This is a genomic window from Dyella sp. (assembly GCF_051962475.1).
Classification (GTDB): domain Bacteria; phylum Pseudomonadota; class Gammaproteobacteria; order Xanthomonadales; family Rhodanobacteraceae; genus Dyella_A.
The window spans coordinates 1-21030 of record NZ_JBQCCF010000037.1 but is presented as its reverse complement, the minus strand read 5'-3'; the positions used below and the strand labels follow the sequence as shown (position 1 = coordinate 21030).

21 protein-coding genes are annotated in these 21030 nt (G+C 68.9%); 9 read left to right on the top strand and 12 right to left on the bottom strand.

The annotated features are described in order from the left end of the window. Positions 1-131: 131 nt before the first annotated feature. The 3 genes from ACTHJF_RS08860 to ACTHJF_RS08850 all read right to left on the bottom strand — a co-directional run bounded on the left by ACTHJF_RS08860 (position 132) and on the right by ACTHJF_RS08850 (position 4375). Positions 132-2138 (bottom strand): OPT family oligopeptide transporter, encoded by a 2007-nt coding sequence (locus ACTHJF_RS08860; RefSeq protein ID WP_440266792.1) that lies wholly within the window; start codon positions 2136-2138, stop codon positions 132-134. Positions 2139-2225: 87 nt separating this feature from the next. Then, positions 2226-3212, bottom strand: coding sequence for an alpha/beta hydrolase (locus tag ACTHJF_RS08855; protein ID WP_440266791.1), 987 nt, complete (start codon positions 3210-3212; stop codon positions 2226-2228). 296 nt (positions 3213-3508) lie between these two features. Beyond that, complete coding sequence (locus ACTHJF_RS08850) at positions 3509-4375, bottom strand: pseudouridine synthase (RefSeq protein WP_440266790.1); 867 nt, start codon at positions 4373-4375, stop codon at positions 3509-3511. Between the two features lie 95 nt (positions 4376-4470). Here ACTHJF_RS08850 and ACTHJF_RS08845 point away from each other — a divergent pair, with 95 nt between their 5' ends. Together ACTHJF_RS08845 and ACTHJF_RS08840 are read left to right on the top strand one after the other, a co-directional pair. Further along, the gene (locus ACTHJF_RS08845) at positions 4471-5016 is read left to right on the top strand and encodes a YaeQ family protein (protein ID WP_440266789.1); all 546 of its coding nucleotides are present in this window, start codon (positions 4471-4473) and stop codon (positions 5014-5016) included. 92 nt (positions 5017-5108) lie between these two features. Next, the gene (locus ACTHJF_RS08840) at positions 5109-7094 is read left to right on the top strand and encodes a CocE/NonD family hydrolase (RefSeq protein ID WP_440266788.1); all 1986 of its coding nucleotides are present in this window, start codon (positions 5109-5111) and stop codon (positions 7092-7094) included. Between the two features lie 405 nt (positions 7095-7499). On the opposite strand, the gene ACTHJF_RS08835 is transcribed toward ACTHJF_RS08840, so the two are convergent. Next, positions 7500-8354 (bottom strand): PA4780 family RIO1-like protein kinase, encoded by an 855-nt coding sequence (locus tag ACTHJF_RS08835; protein WP_440266787.1) that lies wholly within the window; start codon positions 8352-8354, stop codon positions 7500-7502. Between the two features lie 61 nt (positions 8355-8415). Next, complete coding sequence (locus tag ACTHJF_RS08830) at positions 8416-9414, bottom strand: LLM class flavin-dependent oxidoreductase (protein WP_440266786.1); 999 nt, start codon at positions 9412-9414, stop codon at positions 8416-8418. Positions 9415-9556: 142 nt separating this feature from the next. Between ACTHJF_RS08830 and ACTHJF_RS08825 the strand changes: the two genes are divergently transcribed. Then, complete coding sequence (locus tag ACTHJF_RS08825) at positions 9557-10612, top strand: HDOD domain-containing protein (RefSeq protein ID WP_440266785.1); 1056 nt, start codon at positions 9557-9559, stop codon at positions 10610-10612. Between the two features lie 15 nt (positions 10613-10627). On the opposite strand, the gene ACTHJF_RS08820 is transcribed toward ACTHJF_RS08825, so the two are convergent. The 3 genes from ACTHJF_RS08820 to ACTHJF_RS08810 form a co-directional block, all read right to left on the bottom strand. Further along, positions 10628-11158, bottom strand: a complete 531-nt coding sequence (locus tag ACTHJF_RS08820) for a hypothetical protein (protein WP_440266784.1) — start codon at positions 11156-11158, stop codon at positions 10628-10630. Between the two features lie 177 nt (positions 11159-11335). Then, entirely contained in the window at positions 11336-11500 is a 165-nt protein-coding gene (locus tag ACTHJF_RS08815; RefSeq protein WP_440266783.1) for an oxidoreductase-like domain-containing protein, read from the bottom strand. A 12-nt stretch (positions 11501-11512) separates the two neighbouring features. Continuing rightward, complete coding sequence (locus ACTHJF_RS08810) at positions 11513-12286, bottom strand: class I SAM-dependent methyltransferase (protein ID WP_440266782.1); 774 nt, start codon at positions 12284-12286, stop codon at positions 11513-11515. A 174-nt stretch (positions 12287-12460) separates the two neighbouring features. Here ACTHJF_RS08810 and ACTHJF_RS08805 point away from each other — a divergent pair, with 174 nt between their 5' ends. Beyond that, positions 12461-13924 (top strand): diguanylate cyclase, encoded by a 1464-nt coding sequence (locus ACTHJF_RS08805; protein WP_440266781.1) that lies wholly within the window; start codon positions 12461-12463, stop codon positions 13922-13924. A 2-nt stretch (positions 13925-13926) separates the two neighbouring features. On the opposite strand, the gene thpR is transcribed toward ACTHJF_RS08805, so the two are convergent. From thpR to ACTHJF_RS08790, 3 genes are all read right to left on the bottom strand, one after another. Beyond that, the gene (thpR, locus tag ACTHJF_RS08800; RefSeq protein WP_440266780.1) at positions 13927-14520 is read right to left on the bottom strand and encodes an RNA 2',3'-cyclic phosphodiesterase; all 594 of its coding nucleotides are present in this window, start codon (positions 14518-14520) and stop codon (positions 13927-13929) included. A gap of 97 nt (positions 14521-14617) precedes the next feature. Next, positions 14618-14968, bottom strand: coding sequence for a YkgJ family cysteine cluster protein (locus ACTHJF_RS08795; protein ID WP_440266779.1), 351 nt, complete (start codon positions 14966-14968; stop codon positions 14618-14620). Continuing rightward, the gene (locus ACTHJF_RS08790) at positions 14961-15197 is read right to left on the bottom strand and encodes a hypothetical protein (RefSeq protein ID WP_440255199.1); all 237 of its coding nucleotides are present in this window, start codon (positions 15195-15197) and stop codon (positions 14961-14963) included. Before ACTHJF_RS08790 ends, ACTHJF_RS08795 begins: the two co-directional genes overlap by 8 nt. Before the next feature lie 373 nt (positions 15198-15570). Between ACTHJF_RS08790 and ACTHJF_RS08785 the strand changes: the two genes are divergently transcribed. Next, positions 15571-15735 (top strand): hypothetical protein, encoded by a 165-nt coding sequence (locus ACTHJF_RS08785; protein ID WP_440266778.1) that lies wholly within the window; start codon positions 15571-15573, stop codon positions 15733-15735. Here ACTHJF_RS08785 and ACTHJF_RS08780 read toward each other — a convergent pair. Further along, the gene (locus ACTHJF_RS08780; RefSeq protein ID WP_440266777.1) at positions 15728-16693 is read right to left on the bottom strand and encodes a LysR family transcriptional regulator; all 966 of its coding nucleotides are present in this window, start codon (positions 16691-16693) and stop codon (positions 15728-15730) included. The two genes, ACTHJF_RS08785 and ACTHJF_RS08780, sit on opposite strands and share 8 nt — an antisense overlap. 125 nt (positions 16694-16818) lie before the next feature. Here ACTHJF_RS08780 and ACTHJF_RS08775 point away from each other — a divergent pair, with 125 nt between their 5' ends. The 4 genes from ACTHJF_RS08775 to ACTHJF_RS08760 are packed head-to-tail and all read left to right on the top strand — an operon-like array spanning position 16819 to position 20595. Next, the gene (locus ACTHJF_RS08775) at positions 16819-18045 is read left to right on the top strand and encodes an acyl-CoA dehydrogenase family protein (RefSeq protein ID WP_440266776.1); all 1227 of its coding nucleotides are present in this window, start codon (positions 16819-16821) and stop codon (positions 18043-18045) included. Next, a complete protein-coding gene (locus ACTHJF_RS08770; RefSeq protein ID WP_440266775.1) occupies positions 18042-19112 on the top strand; it encodes a phosphotransferase family protein in 1071 nt (356 codons plus the stop codon). Before ACTHJF_RS08775 ends, ACTHJF_RS08770 begins: the two co-directional genes overlap by 4 nt. A 2-nt stretch (positions 19113-19114) precedes the next feature. After that, entirely contained in the window at positions 19115-19807 is a 693-nt protein-coding gene (locus ACTHJF_RS08765; protein ID WP_440266774.1) for a histidine phosphatase family protein, read from the top strand. Positions 19808-19827: 20 nt separating this feature from the next. Next, entirely contained in the window at positions 19828-20595 is a 768-nt protein-coding gene (locus tag ACTHJF_RS08760) for an SDR family oxidoreductase (protein ID WP_440266773.1), read from the top strand. The last annotated feature ends 435 nt before the right edge of the window (positions 20596-21030 follow it).

The following is a 21030-nucleotide window of genomic DNA, read 5'->3' as shown; positions in this document are numbered from 1 at the left end:
CCCCAGCCTGCGCTGGGGTGACGGGTAGGAAAGATGACGCAGGCTGGAGTTCTTCGTGCTGCTCCGGGGTGACGACCAGAGCAGCATCACCGGCGCCATCCGGACAGCGCCGCCGATGCCGCTCGCCCTCGTCAGGCCCCTGCCCGGCCCATCCGGCCAACCCAGCGATACAGCACGAACACCACGATGGCGAACGCGCCACCGCCCAGCCACACGGCGTAGTCGGCGAAGCCGGGGCCGACCAGGGCGAGCGGACCGTCCTTGCGCAGGCCGAGCTTATCGGCGAAGGCGACGATGGCGGCAATCACCACGCCGATGATGCTCTCGCCCACGATCAGGCCCGAGGCCAGCAGCACGCCGAGCTGCTTCACCGGTTCGGCACGCGGGCCCTTGTCCGCCTGGCGGTCGTAGACCCAGCCGACGACGGAACCGACCACCACCATCAACGTGCTGACGGTGGGCAGGTAGATGCCCAGACCCACCGCCAGCGGCGGCAGTCGGAAGCGGCTGACGCGGGCCAGCACCTCGTCGATGACGATGATGGCGGCGCCGATCACCGCGCCCACCTCGATCAGCGTCCAATCGATGTTGCCCTGGATTACGCCCTGCGCCAGCGCCGAGATCAGGCCTGCCTGCGGTGCCGGCAAGGCATTGGCCGGATTGACGCCCGGGGCACCGAGGAAGCCGTAGGCCTGGTTCACCAGGTCCAGCACCGGCGGGATCACCGCCGCGCCGGCGATGACGCCCACGATCAACGCGGCCTGCTGCTTCCACGGCGTGGCGTCGACCAGCTGGCCGGTCTTGAGATCCTGCAGGTTGTTGTTGGCGATGGCCGCCACGGTGAACACCACCGCGGTGACGAACAGCGAAAACGCCACCAGCGCCTTGCCGGTATCCGGCGCCAGGTGCGGCTGCACGAAGGCCACCAGCAGCAGCGAGGAGCAGATCACCACCAGGATGCCCACGCCCGACAGCGGGCTGTTGGACGAGCCGATGAGGCCGGCCATGTAGCCGCACACGGTGGAGACGAAAAAGCCCATCAACACCACGAACGCCACGCCGCCAACCGCCAGCACGCCGATCTGGCTGCCCAGCCCGCTGAGGTTGGCGAAGTGGCCGAGCAGCCAGGCGATCGGCACGAAGCAGGCCAGCGTGATCAGGCCGACCAGACCGATCGGCATGTCGCGCTCGGTGCGCGGCAGGGTGTCGGCCTGGCCGGCCATGCGCACGCGGTTGGCGGCCATGGCGCCGGCCAGGCCGCTGATGACCGGCTTGACCAGCTTGGCCAGCGTCCAGATCGCCGACACGCCGATGGCGCCGGCGCCCACGTAGCGCACCTTGGTGCTCCAGGTGGCCTGGGCGATGTCCGCCAGCGCACCGGTGCCACCGGCGAGCGCCGCGTAATGTGGCACGCCCCAGCCCCAGCCGATCAGCGCACCGACCAGCATCGCTATGCCCACCGAAATGCCCACCAAGTGGCCGATCGCGAACAGCGCAAACGACAGCCCGAGATCGAAGCCGGTGACGCCACCGCGGTCGTTCACCCGGAAGAACTTCACCACATCGGAGGCGAACACCTGGGTGGCCACGACCACGGCGAACACCGCCGAGACGATGGCGCCCCATACCACGGCCAGCAGGCCGGCGCGGCTTTCCTCGGTCGCGGTGTCGGTGCTGTCGTCGCCGGCGCCCACCTTGAGCACCTCGGCACAGGCTACGCCCTCGGGGTACGGCAGGTCCGAGCCGGTCACCAGCGCGCGGCGCAGCGGGATCGAGTACATCACGCCAAGAATGCCGCCCAGCGCGCAGATCGCGAACGACAGCCAGAACGGAAAGCCGGTCCACCAGCCGATGATGATCATGCCCGGCAGCACGAAGATGATCGACGACAGCGTGCCGGCCGCCGAGGCGATCGTCTGCACGATGTTGTTTTCCTGGATGGTGGAGTCCTTGAAGCCACGCAGCAGCGCCATCGATATCACCGCGGCGGGGATCGAGGTGGCGAAGGTGAGGCCAGCCTTGAGGCCGAAGAACACGTTGGCGGCGGTGAACACCACGGTGATCACCACGCCGATGATCAGGCCGCGTACGGTCAATTCGGTGCGCGGCTCGGCGCCCGGCGCTTTCGGTTGGCTCACGTGTGGGACTCCCCGGATGGACAAGGCCCGAAAGATAGCCGGTAACGGGGCGCCATGGCAGCGCGCACCGCCGCATGGCCCGGCGCGTCAGCCCGGCGGTGGGAATGCCCAGCGCAGGAAATCCGGCAGCACGGCCGCCCAGGCCTTCTGCTCGTGGTGGGCACCGGACACCACGTCCAGCGCCACCTGCCCCGCCCGCGGCGGATGCGCGGGGTCGCCCTGCACCACGCGATAGCCGAGCTGGCGCAGGCCGCGGCGCGGCTTGCCGTTCCCATCGCGCCAGCCGTCGACGAGATCGCGCAGGTCTTCGACCGCGTCGATCACGCCGTCGCCGTCGCGGTCGCTGGTTTCCTCAGCGGTGCCGATGGAAAACCATAGTCGCGGGGTGGGACGCGCCGGTCCGCGGTCGACCATCCCCAGCGCCAACCGCGAGTGCTGGACGGCTGCCGGGCTACTGCGGTCGCCCGCCACCCAGAACGAGGGCGAGAACGCGCCCACCGTGCCGAACACGTCAGGGTCGTTCCAGCCCAGTCCGAACGCGCTCAACGCGCCGAGCGACCAGCCGAGCACGGCGCGATCGGCCGCCGTTGGGCGGGTGCGGTAGCGCGCATCGATGGTCGGCACCAGCGTGTCGACGAACCACTGCGCATATGGCTGCGCCTGCGCGCCGATGGCACCGAAGCGCGAGCCACCCACCACGCTGCGCCGACGGGCGCGATCGAACAGGCCATAGAGCGCCAGGCGATCGGGCAGCGCATCCACCGCCACCACGATCACCGGCGCGATGGCGTGCCGGGCGTAGAGGTCCGCGAGGGTGGCCTGCAGGCCGACCGCGGGCATGTCCTGGCCATCGTTGGCGTAGAGCACGGGGTAGCGCGTGCTGCAATTCGCATAGCCCGGCGGCAGGTAGACCGTGATGTGGAAGGCCTGCGGGGCGAACGTGGGACCGGAGAGCTGGAAGGTGTCGGCGGGGGGAGCGGCGGCGGCCGCGCTCGGTGCTTCACTGGCATGCGTGCACAGAGCAGTGAGAAGCAGGCTGAGTAGCAGCGCAAAGCGTGGATGGGGCAATCGCATTCGGATGATTCTTTGGGGATGTGAATGAAGGGCGCGGTGTGGGGCGTGATGCCCTTCGACTGCGCTGCGCTACGCTCAGAGCTTGCCCCGGACTCGATCCGGGGACGAACGGCGGGGATGGCGCCAGGGGATGAGTATCACTGAGCCTCCTCTTAGCTCCCGCCACTGGGCGAGCGGTGGTCTCGTGCCGTGACCACCTGCACTTAATTCCGCACATAGCACGTCATTAACCCCGTTCGCCCTGAGCGTAGCGCAGCGCAGTCGAAGGGCAGTGATCGCTCACACCCCCTGCTCCATCACAGCGTCAACCCACTGCAGAACCGCCGCGTGTCCCCGCTCAGCGGATCATCAAACGCCAGCTCCCGCGCCATCAGTCGAAGCGGCCGCGCAGGATCGTCCGGCCCCTCGGGCTGCAGCGCTGGATACAGCGGATCGTTGGCGATCGCCGCCCCCAATCCCGCCATCTGCACGCGCAGCTGGTGCTTGCGCCCCGTCAGCGGTTCCAGCCGATAACGCCACAGCGTATCGCCGCGTTCGATCACGTCGATGCGCGTCTCGCTGTTCGGCTCGCCCGGCACTTCGCCCATGCGGAAGAACGGCTCCCCGCGCTCGATGCGCGAGCGGCGCAGCAGCGGGAAGCTGACGTCGGGCAGCGGCCACGCCAGCGCCTCGTACACCTTGCCGATGCGGCGCTCGCGGAACAGCGCCTGGTACGCATCGCGGGTGTCCAGACGGACCGAGAACATCACCAGGCCACGGGTAAGCCGATCGATCCGGTGCAGCGGTGCCAGGTGCGCGTGGCCGGTAGCCGCCACCAGCCGCGCCAGCAGCGTCTGGGTGACATAGACGCCCGCCGGGGTCACCGGCAGGAACGGCGGCTTGTCGGCCACCAGCAAATGCTCGTCCACATGCACGATGCGCACCTCGCCGGGAATCGCCGGCTCGTCGGCCACCTCGCGGAAATAGCGCACCGGCATGCCCACGCGGTACGGCGTGTGCGCGGTGATCGGCACGCCGTCGGCATCGAGCACGCGACCGCGGGCGATGCGGTCCAGCCACTGCGCACGGGGAATCGCCGCGAAGTGGTCGCACAGGCAGTCCAGCACGGTGGTCCAGTCGCCGGGCGGCAGGTGCAGGGTGCTGGCGGGGATGCGGACGGTCATGGCAAGCGCGCAGGGTAGCGCGACGGCCGCGCGCGGTCCCGCCAAATGTGCAACGCCCCACTACACTGCACGGCTGACATCACGGAATGCCCCGCATGGCTCTTAACGCCACCATCTACAAGGTCGAGCTGCAGGTCAGCGACATGGATCGGCACTACTACGCCACCCACGCGCTCACGCTCGCCCGCCACCCGTCGGAAACCGAGGAGCGCCTGATGGTGCGCCTGCTCGCCTTTGCGCTGTATGCCGACGAGCGACTGGAGTTCGGCAAGGGCTTGAGCAACGAGGAAGAGCCGGACCTGTGGCGCAAGAGCTACGCCGACGAGATCGAGCTCACCATCGAGCTCGGCCAGCCGGACGAGACGCGCATCCGCAAGGCCTGCGCCAAATCGCAACAGGTGGTGGTGATCAACTACGGCGGCCGCGCGGCGGACGTGTGGTGGGACAAGATCGCCAGCAGCCTCACCCGCTTCCGCAACCTCACCGTGCTGGACATCCCCGAGGCCACCGTGGAGGAGCTGGTCGGCCTGCTCGATCGCGGCATGCGTCTGCAGGCGCTGATCCAGGACGGCGAGCTGCAACTGATGGACGGCAGCCACAGCGTCAGCGTGCGCGCGGCGACGCGCATGGCTGCCGCGTAAGGGGAACGCGCCGACCCTCCTGACCATCGGCTAATGGCCGGTGCACGGCAGCGCCTGATAACGTGGGCCTTTCACCCAGGGGACCCACCGCGATGTTGCTGAAGCTGCTTCCTGCCTCTCTCCGGGCCGGCCTCGTGCCGGCGTTTGCCACCGCGCTGCTGGCCGTCTCGGCCGGAGCCTTTGCCAGGCAGGATGCCGCTCCGCAGTACCCGAACTACCCCAGCGAGACGCCGGCGAAGTTCACCCCGGTCAACGCTGACGCCGACTTCGAGCGCCGCGTGGTGATGATCCCCATGCGCGACGGCGTGAAGCTGCACACGGTCATCCTGGTGCCGAAGAACCTCAACGGTGACCACGCGAAGAAGGCCGGCATCGTGCTCACCCGCACGCCCTACGATGCCGATGCGCTGACCACGCATGCGCAGAGCGGCAGCCTCGCCGCCAACCTGGAGGGCTACGACAACCCCGCCGATGTAATCGTGGAGGACGGCTACATCCGCGTGGTGCAGGACGTGCGCGGCAAGTACCACTCCGAAGGCGATTACGTGATGAACCGACCGCCGCACGGCCCGGTCAACCCCACGCCGGTGGACGACGCCACCGACACCTACGACACCATCGACTGGCTGGTGAAGCACGTGCCGGAAAGCAACGGCAAGGTCGGCACGCTGGGCATTTCCTACGACGGCTTCGAGCCGCTGATGGCGCTGATCCATCCGCACCCGGCGCTGAAGGTGTCGGTGCCGATGAACCCGATGGTCGACGGCTGGATGGGCGACGACTGGTTCCACAACGGCGCCTTCCGCCAGCAGAACCTGCCCTACATCTACGAGCAGACCGCCACCCGCGACAACTCGGCCAAGTGGTGGTCGAACGTGCACGACGACTACGATCTCTACCTGCGCGCGGGCTCTGCCGGCGAGCTGGCGCGCCAGCACGGCATGGAGCAGTTGCCGTTCTGGAAGAAGGTGCTGGCGCACCCGGCCTACGACAGCTTCTGGCAGGACCAGGCGGTGGACAAGCTGCTGGCGGAAGAGCCGTTGAAAGTGCCGGTGATGCTGGTGCACAGCCTGTGGGATCAGGAAGACATCTACGGCGCCATCGCCGTGTACAAGGCGATCAAGCCTAAGGACACCAGCGACAACATGGTCAAGCTGGTGATGGGCCCGTGGCACCACGGCCAGGAGATCGAGGACGCCAGCGCCCTCGGTGCCCTGAAGTTCGGCAGCGACACCGGCCGGTATTTCCGCGAACAGGTGCTGCGGCCGTTCCTGGCGCAGTATCTGAAGAACCAGGCACCGAAGGCCGACGTGGCCCCGGTGACCGCGTTCGAGACCGGCACCAATCGCTGGGAGCGACTGCAGCGCTGGCCCTCCGGCTGTGACCATGGCTGCACCATCACGCCGAAGCCGCTGTATCTGGGCGACGCCATGAAGGCCAGCTTCGCCCGGCCGGTCGATGACGGCGGCGACCGCTATGTTTCCGATCCCGCGCACCCGGTGCCGTTCCGCGCACGGCCGATCCAGCCGGTGGGCTACGACACCGGGCAGACCTGGTCGGAATGGCTGGTGGACGATCAGCGCGAGGCATCGGGGCGCACCGACGTGCTCACCTACACCTCCGACGTGCTCACCGCGCCGCTGACCATCGCCGGCCAGCCGCAGGTGCACCTCACCGCGTCCACCACCGGCACCGACAGCGACTGGGTGGTAAAGCTGATCGACGTGTATCCCGACGAGGTGGCAAACCATCCGGAGATGGGCGGTTACCAGCTCGCCGTAGCGATGGACATCCTGCGTGGGCGCTACCGCGAAGGTTTCGCCGAGGCCAAACCGATCCAGGCCAACACGCCGCTGCCGTACACGTTCGCCCTGCCGACCACCAACCACGTCTTCCTGCCCGGCCATCGCATCATGGTGCAGGTCCAGTCGAGCTGGTTCCCGCTGTACGACCGCAACCCGCAGACCTTCGTGCCGAACATCTTCCTGGCCAAGCCGGAGGACTACCGCAAGGCCACACAGGAAGTGTTCCACTCCAGCTACGTGGAACTGCCGGTGGTGGCCGCCAAGGGCTCCTGAGCGCCTATCGCGCGCCGCCGGCCGAAAAGCGTCGGCGGCACGCGAAAGCTGTCACCATGGCCGGACGCGGGGATCTCCCCGCAGGAGCGCGCCATGAAAGGTCTGAACCAGCAGAAAGGCGACAAGAAGAAAGCCTTGAAGACACCCAAGGAAAAGAAGGCCGAGAAGACGGCCAAGAAGGCAGCCAAGGGAAACAGCTTCCCCGGGCATTGAACGAAAAAGGGCCGCGACGCGGCCCTTTTTCATGGCGAAGTGCTGGTTCCGCGAGGCGTTATGCGGCCTACGCCGTCGGGGCTGAAGCCCCTCCCACATGTCCCTGGAAGCCGGCGCTCTGTGGGAGCGGCTTCAGCGGCGACGCTCTTCGCCCCCGCAACGACATCGATTCCGCCTGCGCACAGCGAAACCTCAATCCTCCCGCGCCGCCTCGCGCCCTTGCTGGCGGATGATCGCCTCTTCGCGCGCATCGATGATCGACTGCATCACGCTGTCCACGTCGGCGGCGCGCTCGTCGAAGGTGAAGTGGCCGGTGAGCTCGGTGTCCGGATGCAACTCGCTCTGCTCGAACAGCGCCCACATCTCCTCGGCGTAGTGCGTGTCCAGCAGCTCCTGCGCGAAGCGCGCCAGGGTGATGGTGAGGTTGCTCACGTCACGGCGCAGCATGAAGCGCGCATTGTTGTTGCCGGCGGCGCTCACCGCCTGCGGCAGGTCGATGATCACTGGGCCGTCTGGCCCCACCAGCACGTTGTATTCCGAAAGATCACCGTGGATCAGCCCCACGCAGAGCATGCGGGCCACCTGCTGCATCAGGAAGCGGTGCCAGGCGCGTGCGGTGTCGGCATCCAGATCCACCTCGCCCAGCCGCGGCGCGGAGTGACCGTCCTCGTCGGTGACCAGCTCCATCAGCAGCACGCCGTTGAAGTAGCCGTACGGCCGCGGCACCCGCACACCGGCGTCGCTGAGCAGATAAAGCGCGTCGACCTCGGCGTTCTTCCAGGCGGCCTCGGCCTCTTTGCGGCCGAACTTGGTGGCCTTGCCCATGGCGCGCGCCTCGCGGCTGCCGCGCACCTTGCGCCCTTCCTGGTACTGCACGCGCTGCTGGAAGCTGCGCTGGCCCATGTCCTTGTAGACCTTGGCGCAGCGGATGTGATCGCCCGAGCGCACCACGTACACCGAGGCCTCCTTGCCGCTCTTGAGCGGACGCAGCACCTGGTCGATCACACCATCGTCGATCAGCGGCTGCAGGCCGTTGGGAATCTTCATGCGGTAGGGCTTGGCCGTGCGGAAAAGAGCGCCATGATGCCCGAAGCGCGCAATCGTTGGATCATGCGGCCGCCGCCAGTGCGTCGCGCGCGGCGGCGGCCAGCTCGAACGAATGCAGCCGCGCGGCGTGGTCGAAGATGTTGGCGGTGAGCAGCAACTCGTCCGGCCGGTATCGCGCGATGAACGCAGCCAGCCCGCGCTGCAGCGTGTCCGGGTCGCCCACCACCGCGCAGGCCAGCGCCTGGTCCACGCCGAGCCGCTCGGTGGGCGTCCAGAACGCCTCGATGTCGTCGATCGGCGGCGGGATCAGCCCCGGCCGCCCCCGGCGCAAATTCACGAACGCCTGCTGCTGGGTCGTGAACAGGCGCCTTGCCTCGGCATCGCTGTCGGCCGCCACCACGTTGAGCGCGAGGATCGCGTACGGCTCGGCCAGGCGCGCCGAGGGGCGGAAGTCGCGGCGATAGATCGCCAGCGCCTGGTCCATCGCATCGGGCGCGAAATGCGAGGCGAACGCGAACGGCAGGCCGAGCTGTGCGGCCAGCTTGGCGCTGAACAGGCTGGAGCCGAGCAGCCACACCGGCACCTCCAGCCCCGCGCCAGGCACCGCGCGCACGGCCTGTCCCGGCGTCGCCGGCTCGAAATAGCCCAGCAGTTCGATCACGTCGCTGGGGAACGCATCGGCACTGTCGAAGTAGCGCCGCAGGGCCCGCGCGGTGGCCTGATCGGTTCCCGGTGCGCGGCCCAGGCCCAGATCGATCCGCCCCGGATACAGCGAGGCCAGCGTGCCGAACTGCTCGGCTACCTGCAGCGGCGCGTGGTTGGGCAGCATGATGCCGCCGGCGCCGACGCGGATGGTGGAGGTGCCGCCGGCGATATGACCGATCAGCACCGCCGTCGCCGCGCTGGCGATGCCAGGCATGTTGTGGTGTTCGGCCAGCCAGTAGCGGCGGTAGCCCAGCCGCTCGCCCAACTGGGCCAGTTGCAGCGAATGACGGAACGACCGGGCGGCATCGCTGCCTTCGGTGACGGGGGCCAGATCCAGGATGGAGAAGGGAATCATGCGCAGCTCGCTGGGGCGGGAGCCTCTCTACGTAGGGGCGGCTGGGGGCCAATGCCACCCCGCTGGGCCACGGCCTACATTTTTCGGCCTCCGGGCCGTTAACACCGCTGCGAGGCCGGGCATTCCGGCCGGGGGAGCGTGCATGCAAAACCTGTGGCGCTGGATTCTGGGATACGCGGATGCACCACCCCCGGCGCGCGCGCCGGCGCGCCCCCGCCCCATACCCGCGCCGCACGGCCAGGCCGTTTCCAGCCCCGAGGCGACCGCCGCCGCGCACGAGGCGATGTCGCTGGCAATGCTGGGCGACCGCTTCCACCGCTACGTGCTCGGCCTGCCCGACTACCACGCCAGCGAGCCCAGCCAGGAAGAAAGAACCATCCTGCGGCGCCTGCAAAGCACCTGCGCTGCGTTCGACGTGCGCAGCCTGCCGCGCCTGCCCACCGTGCTGCCGCAACTGCTGCGTTCGCTCAAGAGCGACACCGTCGGCGGCGCACAGCTGGCCAAGCTGATCGGCCGCGATCCTGTGCTGGTAGGCGAAGTGATGCGGGTCAGCCGCAGCATCTACTACCGCACCCTGCACCCGATCCAGAGCCTGCAGCATGCGGTGGTGCTGCTCGGCCAGGATGGCCTGCGCCGGGTGGTGACGATGCACGTGATGAAACCGATCCTGCACGCCAGCGCGGGCATGTTCGGCCACGTCGCGGGGCAACGGCTATGGGATCACGCCGAGCGCTGCGCGCATGCCTGCGCCTACCTCGGCAAAGGCAGCTCCGACCCGTTCGAGGCTTACCTGGCCGGCATCGTGTGCAACACCGGCACCGGCGCCGTGGTGCGCGTGCTCGATCAGGAAGCGCCGGCCGAACTGGGCCCGCTGACCAGCCACTTCCTCGCCTCGTGCGCTCAGCTGGCGGCTCAGCTTTCACTGCGGGCGGCGCACCACTGGAACCTGCCCGCCAACGTGCTCAACGCGTTGGAGGAACGCACCGCGGCCGGCACGCTCCCGGAAAGTTCGCTCGGCCGTGCGCTGCTGTGCGCCGACACGCTGGCGATGGCCCAGGTGCTGGGCGAGCACGCGCTCGCCGCGCCGGACACCGACCTGAGCAGCGCGTGGCCGGAGTTCTTCACTCCGGCGATGATCGAACGCTGCCAACAGGACCTGCGCCGCCAGTTCCGCGACGTCGAGGCCCGGGCCGTTTAGCGCCGCCCGGTGGACTCAGGGCGCGACGGGACGGCTTGCCCGCACATCGGACGACAGCTGGGTGGCGATCTGCCCGGCGCCCTTGCGGAGAAGCACACCCAGGGCCTGGGCGTAGGTCGACTCGCTGGAGCCGGCCGGCACCGTTGTGGTCGGCGACACCTCATACGCATGGCTGCTCACCCGGCCGCTGGCGTTGATCGTGCAGCGCAGGGACAGATCGAGCAGCACGGTATCCGGCGCCTCGTCGGTGTCCACCTTCATTCCAGCCTCGATGCCGTCGCAGGCGATGGTGAGGTTGGCGAAATAGTTCAGCTGCACGCCGGCGCGCAGCTGCGCCTCTAGGGCCTTGGCCAATGGCGGGTCGGGCAGGAACTTCAAGGTGCTGTCCAGGCCGCGCAGTTCCACCTGCTCCGGCCCCGGCGAAAGGATCAGCCAGGGCGCCTGGTTGGGCACCACCAGCGTGCCCAGCGCCACCGGCGTGCGCGTGTCGTGGCCGCATGCGGACAAAAGAACGGTACCGGCGATAGCCAGTGCGATGCGCTTCATGACGTATTCCCCCTGAGACGAGCCAGGGAATCTAACCCGCGGCACCACCTCGATCAATCCTGCGCATGGTTTTGGACGTCCATTTGCCGACCAGCGCACGTTGCGGCGGCGGGATTGGGAGAATCGCGCATACGCCCGCCCGGGCTTGGCACGGCAATTCCGGACGAGGCGTCCAGCTCAGCCGGACGCCTCGGGATGACGCGCCAGCCAGGTGACCAGCGCGTCGCGATAGCGATCCATCGCCTCCTCATGGACGTCGTAAATGCACCGCACGCAGCCCTCGCCGCAGCAGTCCAGCGGATCGGGCGCCGAAGGCGGTTGCGGCCTGGGATCGTCATCCATGACGTTCAAGCCTCAGCCCTTGGGCTTGCGGAACCGGTAGACGAACTGATCGGTGTGGCCACGGATCGACTTGTCGAACACCTTGATGTCATGCGGGTCCTTCGGATTGCGTAGCACGTTGCTCTCGCCGTCGAACACGAAGCCGGCCGATTCCACCTGCTGCTTTACGATCGCCGGATCGATGCGGTGCAGCGTGTCGGTGTCGCGCATGCCCGAGCCCGCCGGCGCCACGTGGTCGACCACCACGAACAGGCCACCCGGCTTGAGTGCGGCGAACACCTGCTTGTCGAACGCCACCGGATCGAGGCCGCCCATGAACTTGTCCGGGTAGTCGTGGTAGTTCTGCGAGGTGAACACCAGGTCCACCGGCTCGGGCGTGGAGAACTGCGCGGCCGGCTGCACCAGCACGCTGATGTTGGCGTAGTGCGGCTCGCCGGCGAGCTTGCGCAGGTTGTCCGAATCGGAGCCGGACTCCTTGTTGTAGGCGTCCGGCCAGATCCCGTAGACCTTGCCCTTGGGGCCCACGATGGCGCTGAACACACGACTGAAGTAGCCGCTGCCGGGAATCAGGTCCACCACCTTCTGGCCGGGCTTCACCTCGGCGAAGGTCATCAGCGCGGCCACCTTGCGGCGTGCATCGTTGGAGGCATCGAGCTTGCGGGCAGGGTCGGCTACCGCCTGGCGAACATAGGCGGGCGTGGTGGTGGCACGTCCGGAGGAAGCAGCTGCCGAGGCGGCGACAGGCAGGGCAAGCACGAGCGTGGCGGCAAGCAGGGTCAGGCGCATGGCAGGTCTCCGTGACGAAAGGAGCGCACAGTGTGCACCCAACCGCGCCGTCCATGGCCATGACCTGTGCCACATCGCGTGGCGCGCAGGCGTCGGTTGCCGCGGGCTGCGACGCGTAGTAGTAGTGGCGACACGCCGCGCCCATCGGGCCGGAGTAGAACAAGGAAGCCACCGATGACCCTGCTCCTCGCGTGCGTGTTCGTGCTGTTGCATGCGTCGGCCATCTTCTTCCTGCCTGCATTCGCGATGCAGGCCTCCTACGTGTTCCTGCTGGCGGCACCGGCGCTGGCCTGCGCCGCCGCACTGCGCAGAAGCACGCGCGATGGCTGGCGGCACAGCCGCGGCTGGCTGCTGGCGGCGCTGGCCATCGCGCTGTGGACGCTGGGCATGCTTGCCAGCCTCCGCCAGGACCTGTTCCTGGACAACGCCAACGCGGCACCGGGCGACAGCACGCTGCTGTTCATCCTGTTCGGCGTGCCGATCGTGCTGGCGGTGTCGGCCTCGTACGTCGAAGGCGAGTCGGTGCTGCTGCGGGTGATCGATGCGGCGCTAGCACTGGCGCTGGGCTACCTGTTCTACGTGCACACCTTCAGCCTGCTCACCCTGCGCGGCGCCGGCAGCCTGACCCAGGCGCTGCTGGTGGCGACGATGTTCGACGCCGAGAACCTGTTTCTGCTGGTGGCGTCGGCGATCCGGCTGAGCGCCGCCGACCGCCGCGGCGAGCGCCATTTCTACCGGGCGATGGTGCTGTTCACCGGGCTGTATACGTTGATCACCTTCTACTACAACCATTTCGTCGCGCTGGGCGATCACCCGGATTTCGGCTCGCTGCGCGATCCGCTGATCGACATCGCCTTTCTCGCCTTCGCGCTGGAGGCCTGGCGCGACCACGAGCCGGCGTCCACAGCAAAGCCGCCGTCGCCGGCACTCGTGCGCTTCGTGCGCAGCGCCAGCCCGCTGCTGATGGCGCTGGCGCTGCTGGTGGTGGCGATCATCCTGCTGCGCGAGCGTTTCTATCTCGGCGTGGCCGGCATCGTGGTGGCGGTGCTCGGCTACGGCGCGCGCACCACGCTGACCCAGGTACAGCACATCAAGATCGAGGAAGGCCTGCAGCAAAAGAACGACGCGTTCGAGCGACTGGCGCACACCGACAGCCTCACCGGCCTGCCCAACCGCCGCGCGCTCGACGAGGCGTTGGAACGCGCCTATGCGGAGCATGGCCCCGGCCTCGCTCGCCTCACCGTGCTGATGATCGACGTCGATTTCTTCAAGCGGCTCAACGACAGCTACGGCCATCCGGCCGGCGACGCCTGCCTGCGCCGCGTCAGCGAAGCGCTGTCCGGCGCGGCCGGCCGGCGTGGCGACGTGCTCGGGCGCTACGGTGGCGAGGAGTTCGCGCTGGTGATGCCCGGCGCCTCGTTACAAGCCGGCCTGGTGGTGGCTGAGCGGCTGCGTCACGCGGTGGAATCGCTGGCCGTGCCCAACACGGGCAGCCCCCACGGCGTGGTAACGGTAAGCGTCGGCGTGGCCAGCGCGGTGGCGGGCGAAAAGCCACTGGATGCCCTGCTCGCCACCGCCGACAGCGCGCTGTACGAGGCCAAGCGGCGCGGTCGCAACCAGGTGGTGACGCTGGACTGAGCTCAGCCCGGCAAGCGCCAGCTGCCGAGCGTCTCGTAGTTGCTGCTGCCAACCTCGCTGTGCAATAGCACCACCCGATCTACCGGCCAGGCGATCGGCGCCACCGCGATCGGAGCGGGCAGATCGCGAAGACCGTAGGCGAGCGTGACATGCGGGGCGAAGCTGCGCTCGATCCGCCCGCCCAGCCGCACCAGCGACAGTTCGCGCCGCAGTTGCTCCCACAGCGTCTGCAGCGCCTGCGATGCATGCGTGCTGCGCAGCACGCACGGCGGCCGCCGGCCGGTGAAGCTCGCGACCTGATCCGGTGACCAGATGAAGGGCGCCACGCGCACCTTGCCCACGGCGGCCCGTGCCGCTTCCAGCAACGACGGCCGCAGGCTGGCGTGATCGCCAAGGAAGGCCAGGGTGACGTGGTAGCGCGCCGGCTTCACCCAGCGCGCCTCGATGGCGCCGCCCTCGCGCAATGCGTGAGCCACGGCGGCCATCTGCTCGCGCACAGCTTCAGGGGGAACCAGGGCAAAGAACAGGCGATGCAGCGGTCCGGCCGGCTCCTCCAGCCCGGGCAGCGCCGCCTGCGGCCGTTCGGCATCGATCATGGCTGCAGCCTGCTGTGGCAGCCGCTGCAGCGAAGCTCATTCGTCACGCGGGAAGCCCCACAAACACAAGGCCGCAGTGTGGCATGCCGCGCGCGGCTCAGGCGCCCCAGGTCTGCACCGTGGTCGGCAACGCGCGATGCGCGGTCCATTCGGCGCGCTCATGGCGGCAGCTCGGGCTGCCCAAGGCGAACTTGCGGCAGATCGCCGGGCGGTCGGCGTAGATGCTGCAGCGGAAATCCAGCGGATCGACCGCCGCACACCAGCCATCCTCGCCCTTGGCCAGCGTCTGGAAACCGCGTGCATCCTCGTGCACCAGCCAGCGCGGCACGCGATCCTCCGGCATCAGCACCACGGTGAGGCGGCAGCACACCGCTTCGCAGGTGTCGCACTGCACGGAAGGATCGACGCGCTGATGATAGCGTTCGCGTGGCGCTGCTGCGTCAGACATGCCCGGCGCGCCGCGCGTCGACAAAAGCCTTGGCCTGTTCGAGCATCCAGGGGCCTAGATGGTCGTCGGCCAGATTCTTGCGGGCCTGCGGATAGGGCTGATGCATCACCTCGTCCCCGGCAAGGGTGACGGTGAAGCTGTCGACGCTGCAGCGGATCAGGTAGCCGCAGTAGCGGGTGATCAGCGGCAAGGTGGTGACCGGCGGCGGAGCGACGCGGCGAGCGGACATAGGCGGGTTCCTTGGCGATGCGTGCGGCCTGCACACCTCCGCCCGGCCACGGAACGTTCCGGGCACGGTGGCGGGATGACGGTGGGCAGGGAGCAGCGGCGGGCGCACGCGCGATACCGCGTGCGAAGGCGCGGGAGCCCGGGCTTGCCGGCCCCGCGAAGGGATAACCGTGGCACTCTAGCGGACCAGGGGTTACGCGGATGTTCCGGACGTGCTTACAGGCACGTAACTTGCCGCGGCGCATGCTGCGGCCTAGTCGCGTCTGCCCGCCCTGCCCCGCGCCGGCGGGCCGTCTGCGATGTCCTCCACCACGACCGGTGTTCGGCCGGCGCGGCTCCCGATCCCTCCGGGATCGCTACCTGAAAGGCCCGCCATGACCTCGCCCAAGATCGAAATGTCCGTGCAGGACATCCACAACGTCTACAGCATGGACAAGACCAAATTGACGGCGAAGCCGAGCGCACCGCGTGCCGCCGCCGACAAGGAACCGGTTGCGGCCAAGGCGAGCAAGCCGCGCAAGGTCGCTCCGGTCAAGTAGGGTCCGCCGCGGCGACTGCTCTGCTCGCCCGCCTGCCGCGCGTCGCGCGCAGGGCGGGTGCCTCGCGGATCGCCCCTACCACCTGTTCGCGCAGCCAGGCATGGCTGGCGTCGTCGTGCCTGGAGGCGAGCCAGTACGCGTGGATCGGCACCGGCTTGAGCTTCAGCGGCAAGGGCTGCAGCGACAACGGCAGCTGCGCGGCCAGGCCGGCGGCATAGGAAGCGGGCAGCGTAAGCAGCAGATCGCTGTCCGACACCACCTGGCAGGCGGCGAAGTAGTGCTGGCACACCAGCCGCAGCTCGCGATCGCGGCCGTCCTGCTGCAGGAGCAGATCCAGCGCGATCGGCTCGCCCAACGAGGACACCGCCACGTGATGCGCAGCGAAGTAGTCCGTGCGGCGCAAGGGGCGTCCATCCAGCGCATGACCGCGGCGCATCGCCACCACCAGCGGCTCATCGAGCACATGCTCGCTCGCCACGCGCGCGCCCGCGCGCAGGCGACGATCCACCGCCAGATCCAGCGTGCCGGCGAGCAGTTCGCGCTCCACCTCGGCGGCCGCCACGCGCCGGCTGACGATGCGCACACCCGGCGCGCGCTCGGCCAGACGCCGCATCAGCGACGGAAAGGCGATCGACTCCAGCACGTCGCGAAAACCGACGGTAAAGCTCAGCTCCAGCGTCTGCGGCGAGAACGCCGCCTGCCGCTGAGTGGTGGCCTGCAGGCCCTTCAGGTGCAGCTGCACCTCGCCGATCATCCGCCGCGTACGCTCGGTCGGCAGCACACGGTTGCCCTGGCGCACGAACAGCGGATCGCCGAAGTGCTCGCGCAGGCGGTTCAGCGAGTGCGTCACCGCCGGCTGGGTCAGGTGCAGCGCGCGCGCCGCGGCGCTGATGCCGCCGTGCACGTGGATGGCGTCCAGCACGCGGAACAGGTTGAGGTCGATGCGGCGGCCGGACATGGGGCGATCCATCAGGTAGGACCGACCGAGCATATCAATGCGAACGATGACTGCGCATAAGGCACATGCATTTCAATGATTCCATCCGGCGGCGTACGCTCGACGGATCATCAGGAGCCGATGCCGTGGACTTCTCGCACTCCGCCCGCAGCCGCGCGCTGCTCGATCGCCTCGACCGGTTCATGCGCACGGCGGTGATCCCGGCCGAGCAGGTCTACGCCAGCCAGCTCGTCGGCGGCGCCGACCACACCCGCTGGCGCCAGCCGCCGATCATGGAAACGCTCAAGGCCCAAGCGCGCGCCGAAGGCCTATGGAACCTGTTCCTGCCCGACGGCGAACACGGCGCGGGCCTGTCCAACGTGGAGTACGCGCCGCTGGCCGAGCGCATGGGGCACAGCTTCATCGCGCCGGAAGTGTTCAACTGCAACGCGCCGGACAGCGGCAACATGGAAGTGCTGGCGAAGTACGGCACGCCCGCCCAGCAGGCGCAGTGGCTCAAGCCTCTGCTCGACGGCGCGATCCGCTCGGCGTTCTGCATGACCGAGCCGGAGGTCGCCTCCTCCGATGCCACCAACATGCGCGCCACCGCCACGCTGGAGGGCGACACCGTGGTGCTCGACGGCCACAAGTGGTGGTCCACCGGCATCGGCCATCCTCATTGCCGGGTGATGATCTTCATGGGCCTGACCGATCCGCACGCGCCGCCGCACGCGCGCCACTCGATGGTGCTGTGCCCGCTGGACGCGCCCGGCGTCACCGTCGAGCGCATGCTCACGGTGTTTCACGACTACGACGAACCCGGCGGCCACGGCCAGGTGCGGTTCGACCAAGTGCGCGTGCCGGCGAGCAACATCCTGCTCGGCCCCGGCCGCGGCTTCGAGATCGCACAGGGGCGGCTGGGGCCCGGTCGCGTGCACCACTGCATGCGGGCGATCGGCGCGGCAGAACGCGCACTCACCCTGCTCTGCCGCCGCGCCCGCGAGCGCGTCGCCTTCGGCCGGCCGCTGGCCGAACTGGGCGGCAACGGCGAGCGCATCGCCGAGCTGCGCATGGCCATTGAGCAGGCCCGCCTGCTCACGCTGAAGGCGGCCTGGACGCTGGACACCGCCGGCCCCAAGGCCGCACTGAGCCTGGTCTCGCAGATCAAGGTGGTGGTGCCGAACGTGGCACAGCGGGTGATCGACGCGGCAATCCAGATCCACGGCGGCGCTGGTCTTTCCGACGACTTCCCGCTCGCCGCGCTGTATGCCTATGCCCGCGTGCTGCGCCTGGCCGACGGTCCGGACGAGGTGCATCGCGCCGTGGTCGCCAAGCTCGAACTCAAGACCCAGCAGGGAGCCGACGCCCGATGACCGCCGCGGTGGACCAGCCGCGCCCGGTGCGCGCCGAGGACGCCTTCGAGCTCGCCCGCGTCGACGCCTTCCTCAAGCAGCACATCGACGGTCTGCAGGGCACGCCGGAGCTCGGCCAGTTCCCCGGCGGCGCCTCCAACCTCACCTACCTGCTGCGCTACGGCGAACGCGAGCTGGTGCTGCGCCGCCCGCCACCCGGGGCCAAGGCGAAGTCCGCCCATGACATGTTGCGCGAGGCGCAGGTGATGACCGCGCTGCGCCCGCACTACCCGTACGCGCCGCGCATCCTCGCCACCTGCCACGATGCCGAGGTGCTGGGCTGCGACTTCTACGTGATGGAACGGGTGTCCGGGGTGATCCTGCGCCGCGAGCTGCCAGCCGACCTCGGCCTGGACCCCGCCGACGTGCGCGCGCTGTGCACCGGTTTCATCGACCGGCTGGTCGAGTTGCACCGCGTCGACACCACCGACCCGGCGATCGCCGCGCTCGGCAAGGGCGAGGGCTACATCGCGCGCCAGGTCGCCGGCTGGAGCGAGCGCTACCGCCAGGCGCTGACCGACGGCAGCGATCCGTGCGACGACGTCATGGCCTGGCTGGCCGACAAGCAGCCAGCGCGCGAAACCGCGATCTGCGTGATCCACAACGACTACCGCCTCGACAACGTGGTGCTGGACCCGGCCAATCCGCTCACCATCACCGGCGTGCTGGACTGGGAGATGACCACGCTGGGCGACCCGCTGATGGACTTGGGCGGCGCATTGGCCTACTGGGTGCAGGCCGACGACGACCCGGTGTTCCAGTCGTTCCGTCGCCAGCCCACGCATGCGCCGGGCATGCTCACCCGCCGCGAGGTGGTGGAGTACTACGGCGAACACAGCGGCTGGAGCGTGGAGCACTTCGACTTCCACGAGGTGTTCGGGCTATTCCGCCTGCAGGTGATCGTGCAGCAGATCTACCGCCGCTTCGCACTCGGCCAGACCAGCAACCCGCAGTTCGCCGGCTTCGGCGACGCGGCGAAATACCTGGCCCAGCGCTGCCGCTGGCGCATCGCCGCCTCGGATCTCTGAGCATGGGCGACCTGCTTCTGATCCGCCACGGCCAGGCCAGCTTCGGCGCGGCCGACTACGACCGGCTCTCTCCCGTGGGCGAGCAACAATCGCTGCGCCTCGGCGCGTGGCTGGCCGCGCACGAAGCGCCTCCGGCGCACGTGGTGCGCGGCGCGCTGCGCCGCCACGCGCAGACGGCCGAGCATTGTTTGCGCGGCGCCGGCCTCGATAGCCCGGTCGAGGTCATCGCCGCGTTGGACGAGCTGGACCACGTCGACCTGCTGGCCCGCCTTCGTCCCGACCTCGACGGCCACGAAGCGTTCACTGCCGAACTGCGCGCATCGGCCGATCCGCACCGCGCGTTCCAGCAGATGTTCGTCGCCGCGGTGGACCGCTGGACCGCCGGCACCCACGACTACGAGTACGCGCGCCCGTGGCCGCAGTTCCGCCGCGGCGTGCTGGACGCACTCACCGCCCTCGTCACCCGTGCCCGCGACAGCGAGGGCGACACCTGGGTGGTGACCTCCGGCGGACCCATCGCGGTGATCGCCGCGCAGCTGTTCGGCACGCCGCCGGAGCGGACCTTCGCGCTGAGCTGGCCGCTGGCCAACACCGGCCTGAGCCGCGTGCGGGTGAACGGCGCCGGCCCGCAGATGGTCACCTACAACGCCTGGCCGCACCTGGCCGGCGCCGCCGACCTGCTCACCTATCGCTGATTTGCATCGAGGACACCCGCATGACCACCGAGCTGTTCGACCTCACCGGCAAGATCGCCCTCGTCACCGGCGCCAGCCGCGGCATCGGCGCCGAGATCGCCCGCCTGTTCGCGGCGAAGGGCGCGCACGTGATCGTCTCCAGCCGCAAACTCGAGGATTGCCAGAAAGTGGTCGACGGCATCGTCGCCGAGGGCGGCAAGGCCGAGGCCATCGCCTGCCACATCGGCGAGATGGCGCAGATCGAGGCACTGTACGCGGCCATCGACGCGCGCCACGGCCGGCTCGACGTGCTGGTCAACAACGCCGCCACCAACCCCTACTTCGGCCCGATCACCGAGACCGATCCGGCGATCTTCCAGAAGACCGTCGACGTCAACATCCGCGGCTACTTCTACATGTCCAGCCACGCGGCGAAGCGCATGGCGAAGAACGGGGGCGGCTCGATCGTCAACGTCGCCTCGGTCAACGGCGTGGTGCCCGGCTTCCAGCAGGGCATCTACTCGATCACCAAGGCCGCAGTGATCTCGATGACCAAGGCCTTCGCAGTGGAATGCGCCGAGGCCGGCGTGCGCTGCAACGCGCTGCTGCCCGGCCTCACCGACACCAAGTTCGCCTCGGTGCTGGTCAACACCCCGGCGATCCTCAAGCAGGCGATGGCGCACGTGCCGATGCGCCGCGTGGCGCAGCCCTCCGAGATGGCCGGCGCCGCGTTGTACTTCGCCAGCGCCGCCTCCTCCTACACCACCGGCGCCGTGCTCAACGTCGACGGCGGCTATCTCTCCGTCTGATCGCTGCGCTCCCTCTGCCCTGAATGGATTCATCGTTCAGGGGAGAGGGCCGGGGTGAGGGGGAAAGCCCTTCGCTCCTCGCCGATATCGCCCAAACCAAAAGCGCCCCCTCACCCAACCCTCTCCCCCGGCAGAGCCAGGGGAGAGGGCTCAAGCGAAACCTGCGATGACCACCACCTCTCCTCAGCTCCCACGCCCTGCTCCCTCTCCCTCTGGCCAGCTTCATCGTTCGGGGGAGAGGGCCGGGGTGAGGGGGAAGCTCTTCGCTCCTCGCCTATAGCGCCCAAACCGACAGCGCCCCCTCACCCAACCCTCTCCCCCGGCTGAGCCTGGGTAGAGGGCTCAAGCTAAACCTGCGATGACCACCACCTCTCCTCACCTCCAACGCCCTGCTCCCTCTCCCCTGGCCAGCTTCATCGTTCGGGGGAGAGGGCC

What these genes read in the sequence shown, in the direction of transcription:
- ACTHJF_RS08790 (WP_440255199.1), bottom strand. Translation starts at nt 15,197, where the DNA reads ATGTCCGCTCGCCGCGTCGCTCCGCCGCCGGTCACCACCTTGCCGCTG.
- ACTHJF_RS08835 (WP_440266787.1), bottom strand. Translation starts at nt 8,354, where the DNA reads ATGAAGATTCCCAACGGCCTGCAGCCGCTGATCGACGATGGTGTGATC.
- ACTHJF_RS08805 (WP_440266781.1), top strand. Translation starts at nt 12,461, where the DNA reads ATGACCCTGCTCCTCGCGTGCGTGTTCGTGCTGTTGCATGCGTCGGCC.
- ACTHJF_RS08840 (WP_440266788.1), top strand. Translation starts at nt 5,109, where the DNA reads ATGTTGCTGAAGCTGCTTCCTGCCTCTCTCCGGGCCGGCCTCGTGCCG.
- ACTHJF_RS08780 (WP_440266777.1), bottom strand. Translation starts at nt 16,693, where the DNA reads ATGTCCGGCCGCCGCATCGACCTCAACCTGTTCCGCGTGCTGGACGCC.
- ACTHJF_RS08830 (WP_440266786.1), bottom strand. Translation starts at nt 9,414, where the DNA reads ATGATTCCCTTCTCCATCCTGGATCTGGCCCCCGTCACCGAAGGCAGC.
- ACTHJF_RS08825 (WP_440266785.1), top strand. Translation starts at nt 9,557, where the DNA reads ATGCAAAACCTGTGGCGCTGGATTCTGGGATACGCGGATGCACCACCC.
- ACTHJF_RS08845 (WP_440266789.1), top strand. Translation starts at nt 4,471, where the DNA reads ATGGCTCTTAACGCCACCATCTACAAGGTCGAGCTGCAGGTCAGCGAC.
- ACTHJF_RS08760 (WP_440266773.1), top strand. Translation starts at nt 19,828, where the DNA reads ATGACCACCGAGCTGTTCGACCTCACCGGCAAGATCGCCCTCGTCACC.
- ACTHJF_RS08815 (WP_440266783.1), bottom strand. Translation starts at nt 11,500, where the DNA reads ATGGATGACGATCCCAGGCCGCAACCGCCTTCGGCGCCCGATCCGCTG.
- ACTHJF_RS08770 (WP_440266775.1), top strand. Translation starts at nt 18,042, where the DNA reads ATGACCGCCGCGGTGGACCAGCCGCGCCCGGTGCGCGCCGAGGACGCC.
- thpR (WP_440266780.1), bottom strand. Translation starts at nt 14,520, where the DNA reads ATGATCGATGCCGAACGGCCGCAGGCGGCGCTGCCCGGGCTGGAGGAG.
- ACTHJF_RS08785 (WP_440266778.1), top strand. Translation starts at nt 15,571, where the DNA reads ATGACCTCGCCCAAGATCGAAATGTCCGTGCAGGACATCCACAACGTC.
- ACTHJF_RS08765 (WP_440266774.1), top strand. Translation starts at nt 19,115, where the DNA reads ATGGGCGACCTGCTTCTGATCCGCCACGGCCAGGCCAGCTTCGGCGCG.
- ACTHJF_RS08820 (WP_440266784.1), bottom strand. Translation starts at nt 11,158, where the DNA reads ATGAAGCGCATCGCACTGGCTATCGCCGGTACCGTTCTTTTGTCCGCA.
- ACTHJF_RS08850 (WP_440266790.1), bottom strand. Translation starts at nt 4,375, where the DNA reads ATGACCGTCCGCATCCCCGCCAGCACCCTGCACCTGCCGCCCGGCGAC.
- ACTHJF_RS08855 (WP_440266791.1), bottom strand. Translation starts at nt 3,212, where the DNA reads ATGCGATTGCCCCATCCACGCTTTGCGCTGCTACTCAGCCTGCTTCTC.
- ACTHJF_RS08795 (WP_440266779.1), bottom strand. Translation starts at nt 14,968, where the DNA reads ATGTCTGACGCAGCAGCGCCACGCGAACGCTATCATCAGCGCGTCGAT.
- ACTHJF_RS08810 (WP_440266782.1), bottom strand. Translation starts at nt 12,286, where the DNA reads ATGCGCCTGACCCTGCTTGCCGCCACGCTCGTGCTTGCCCTGCCTGTC.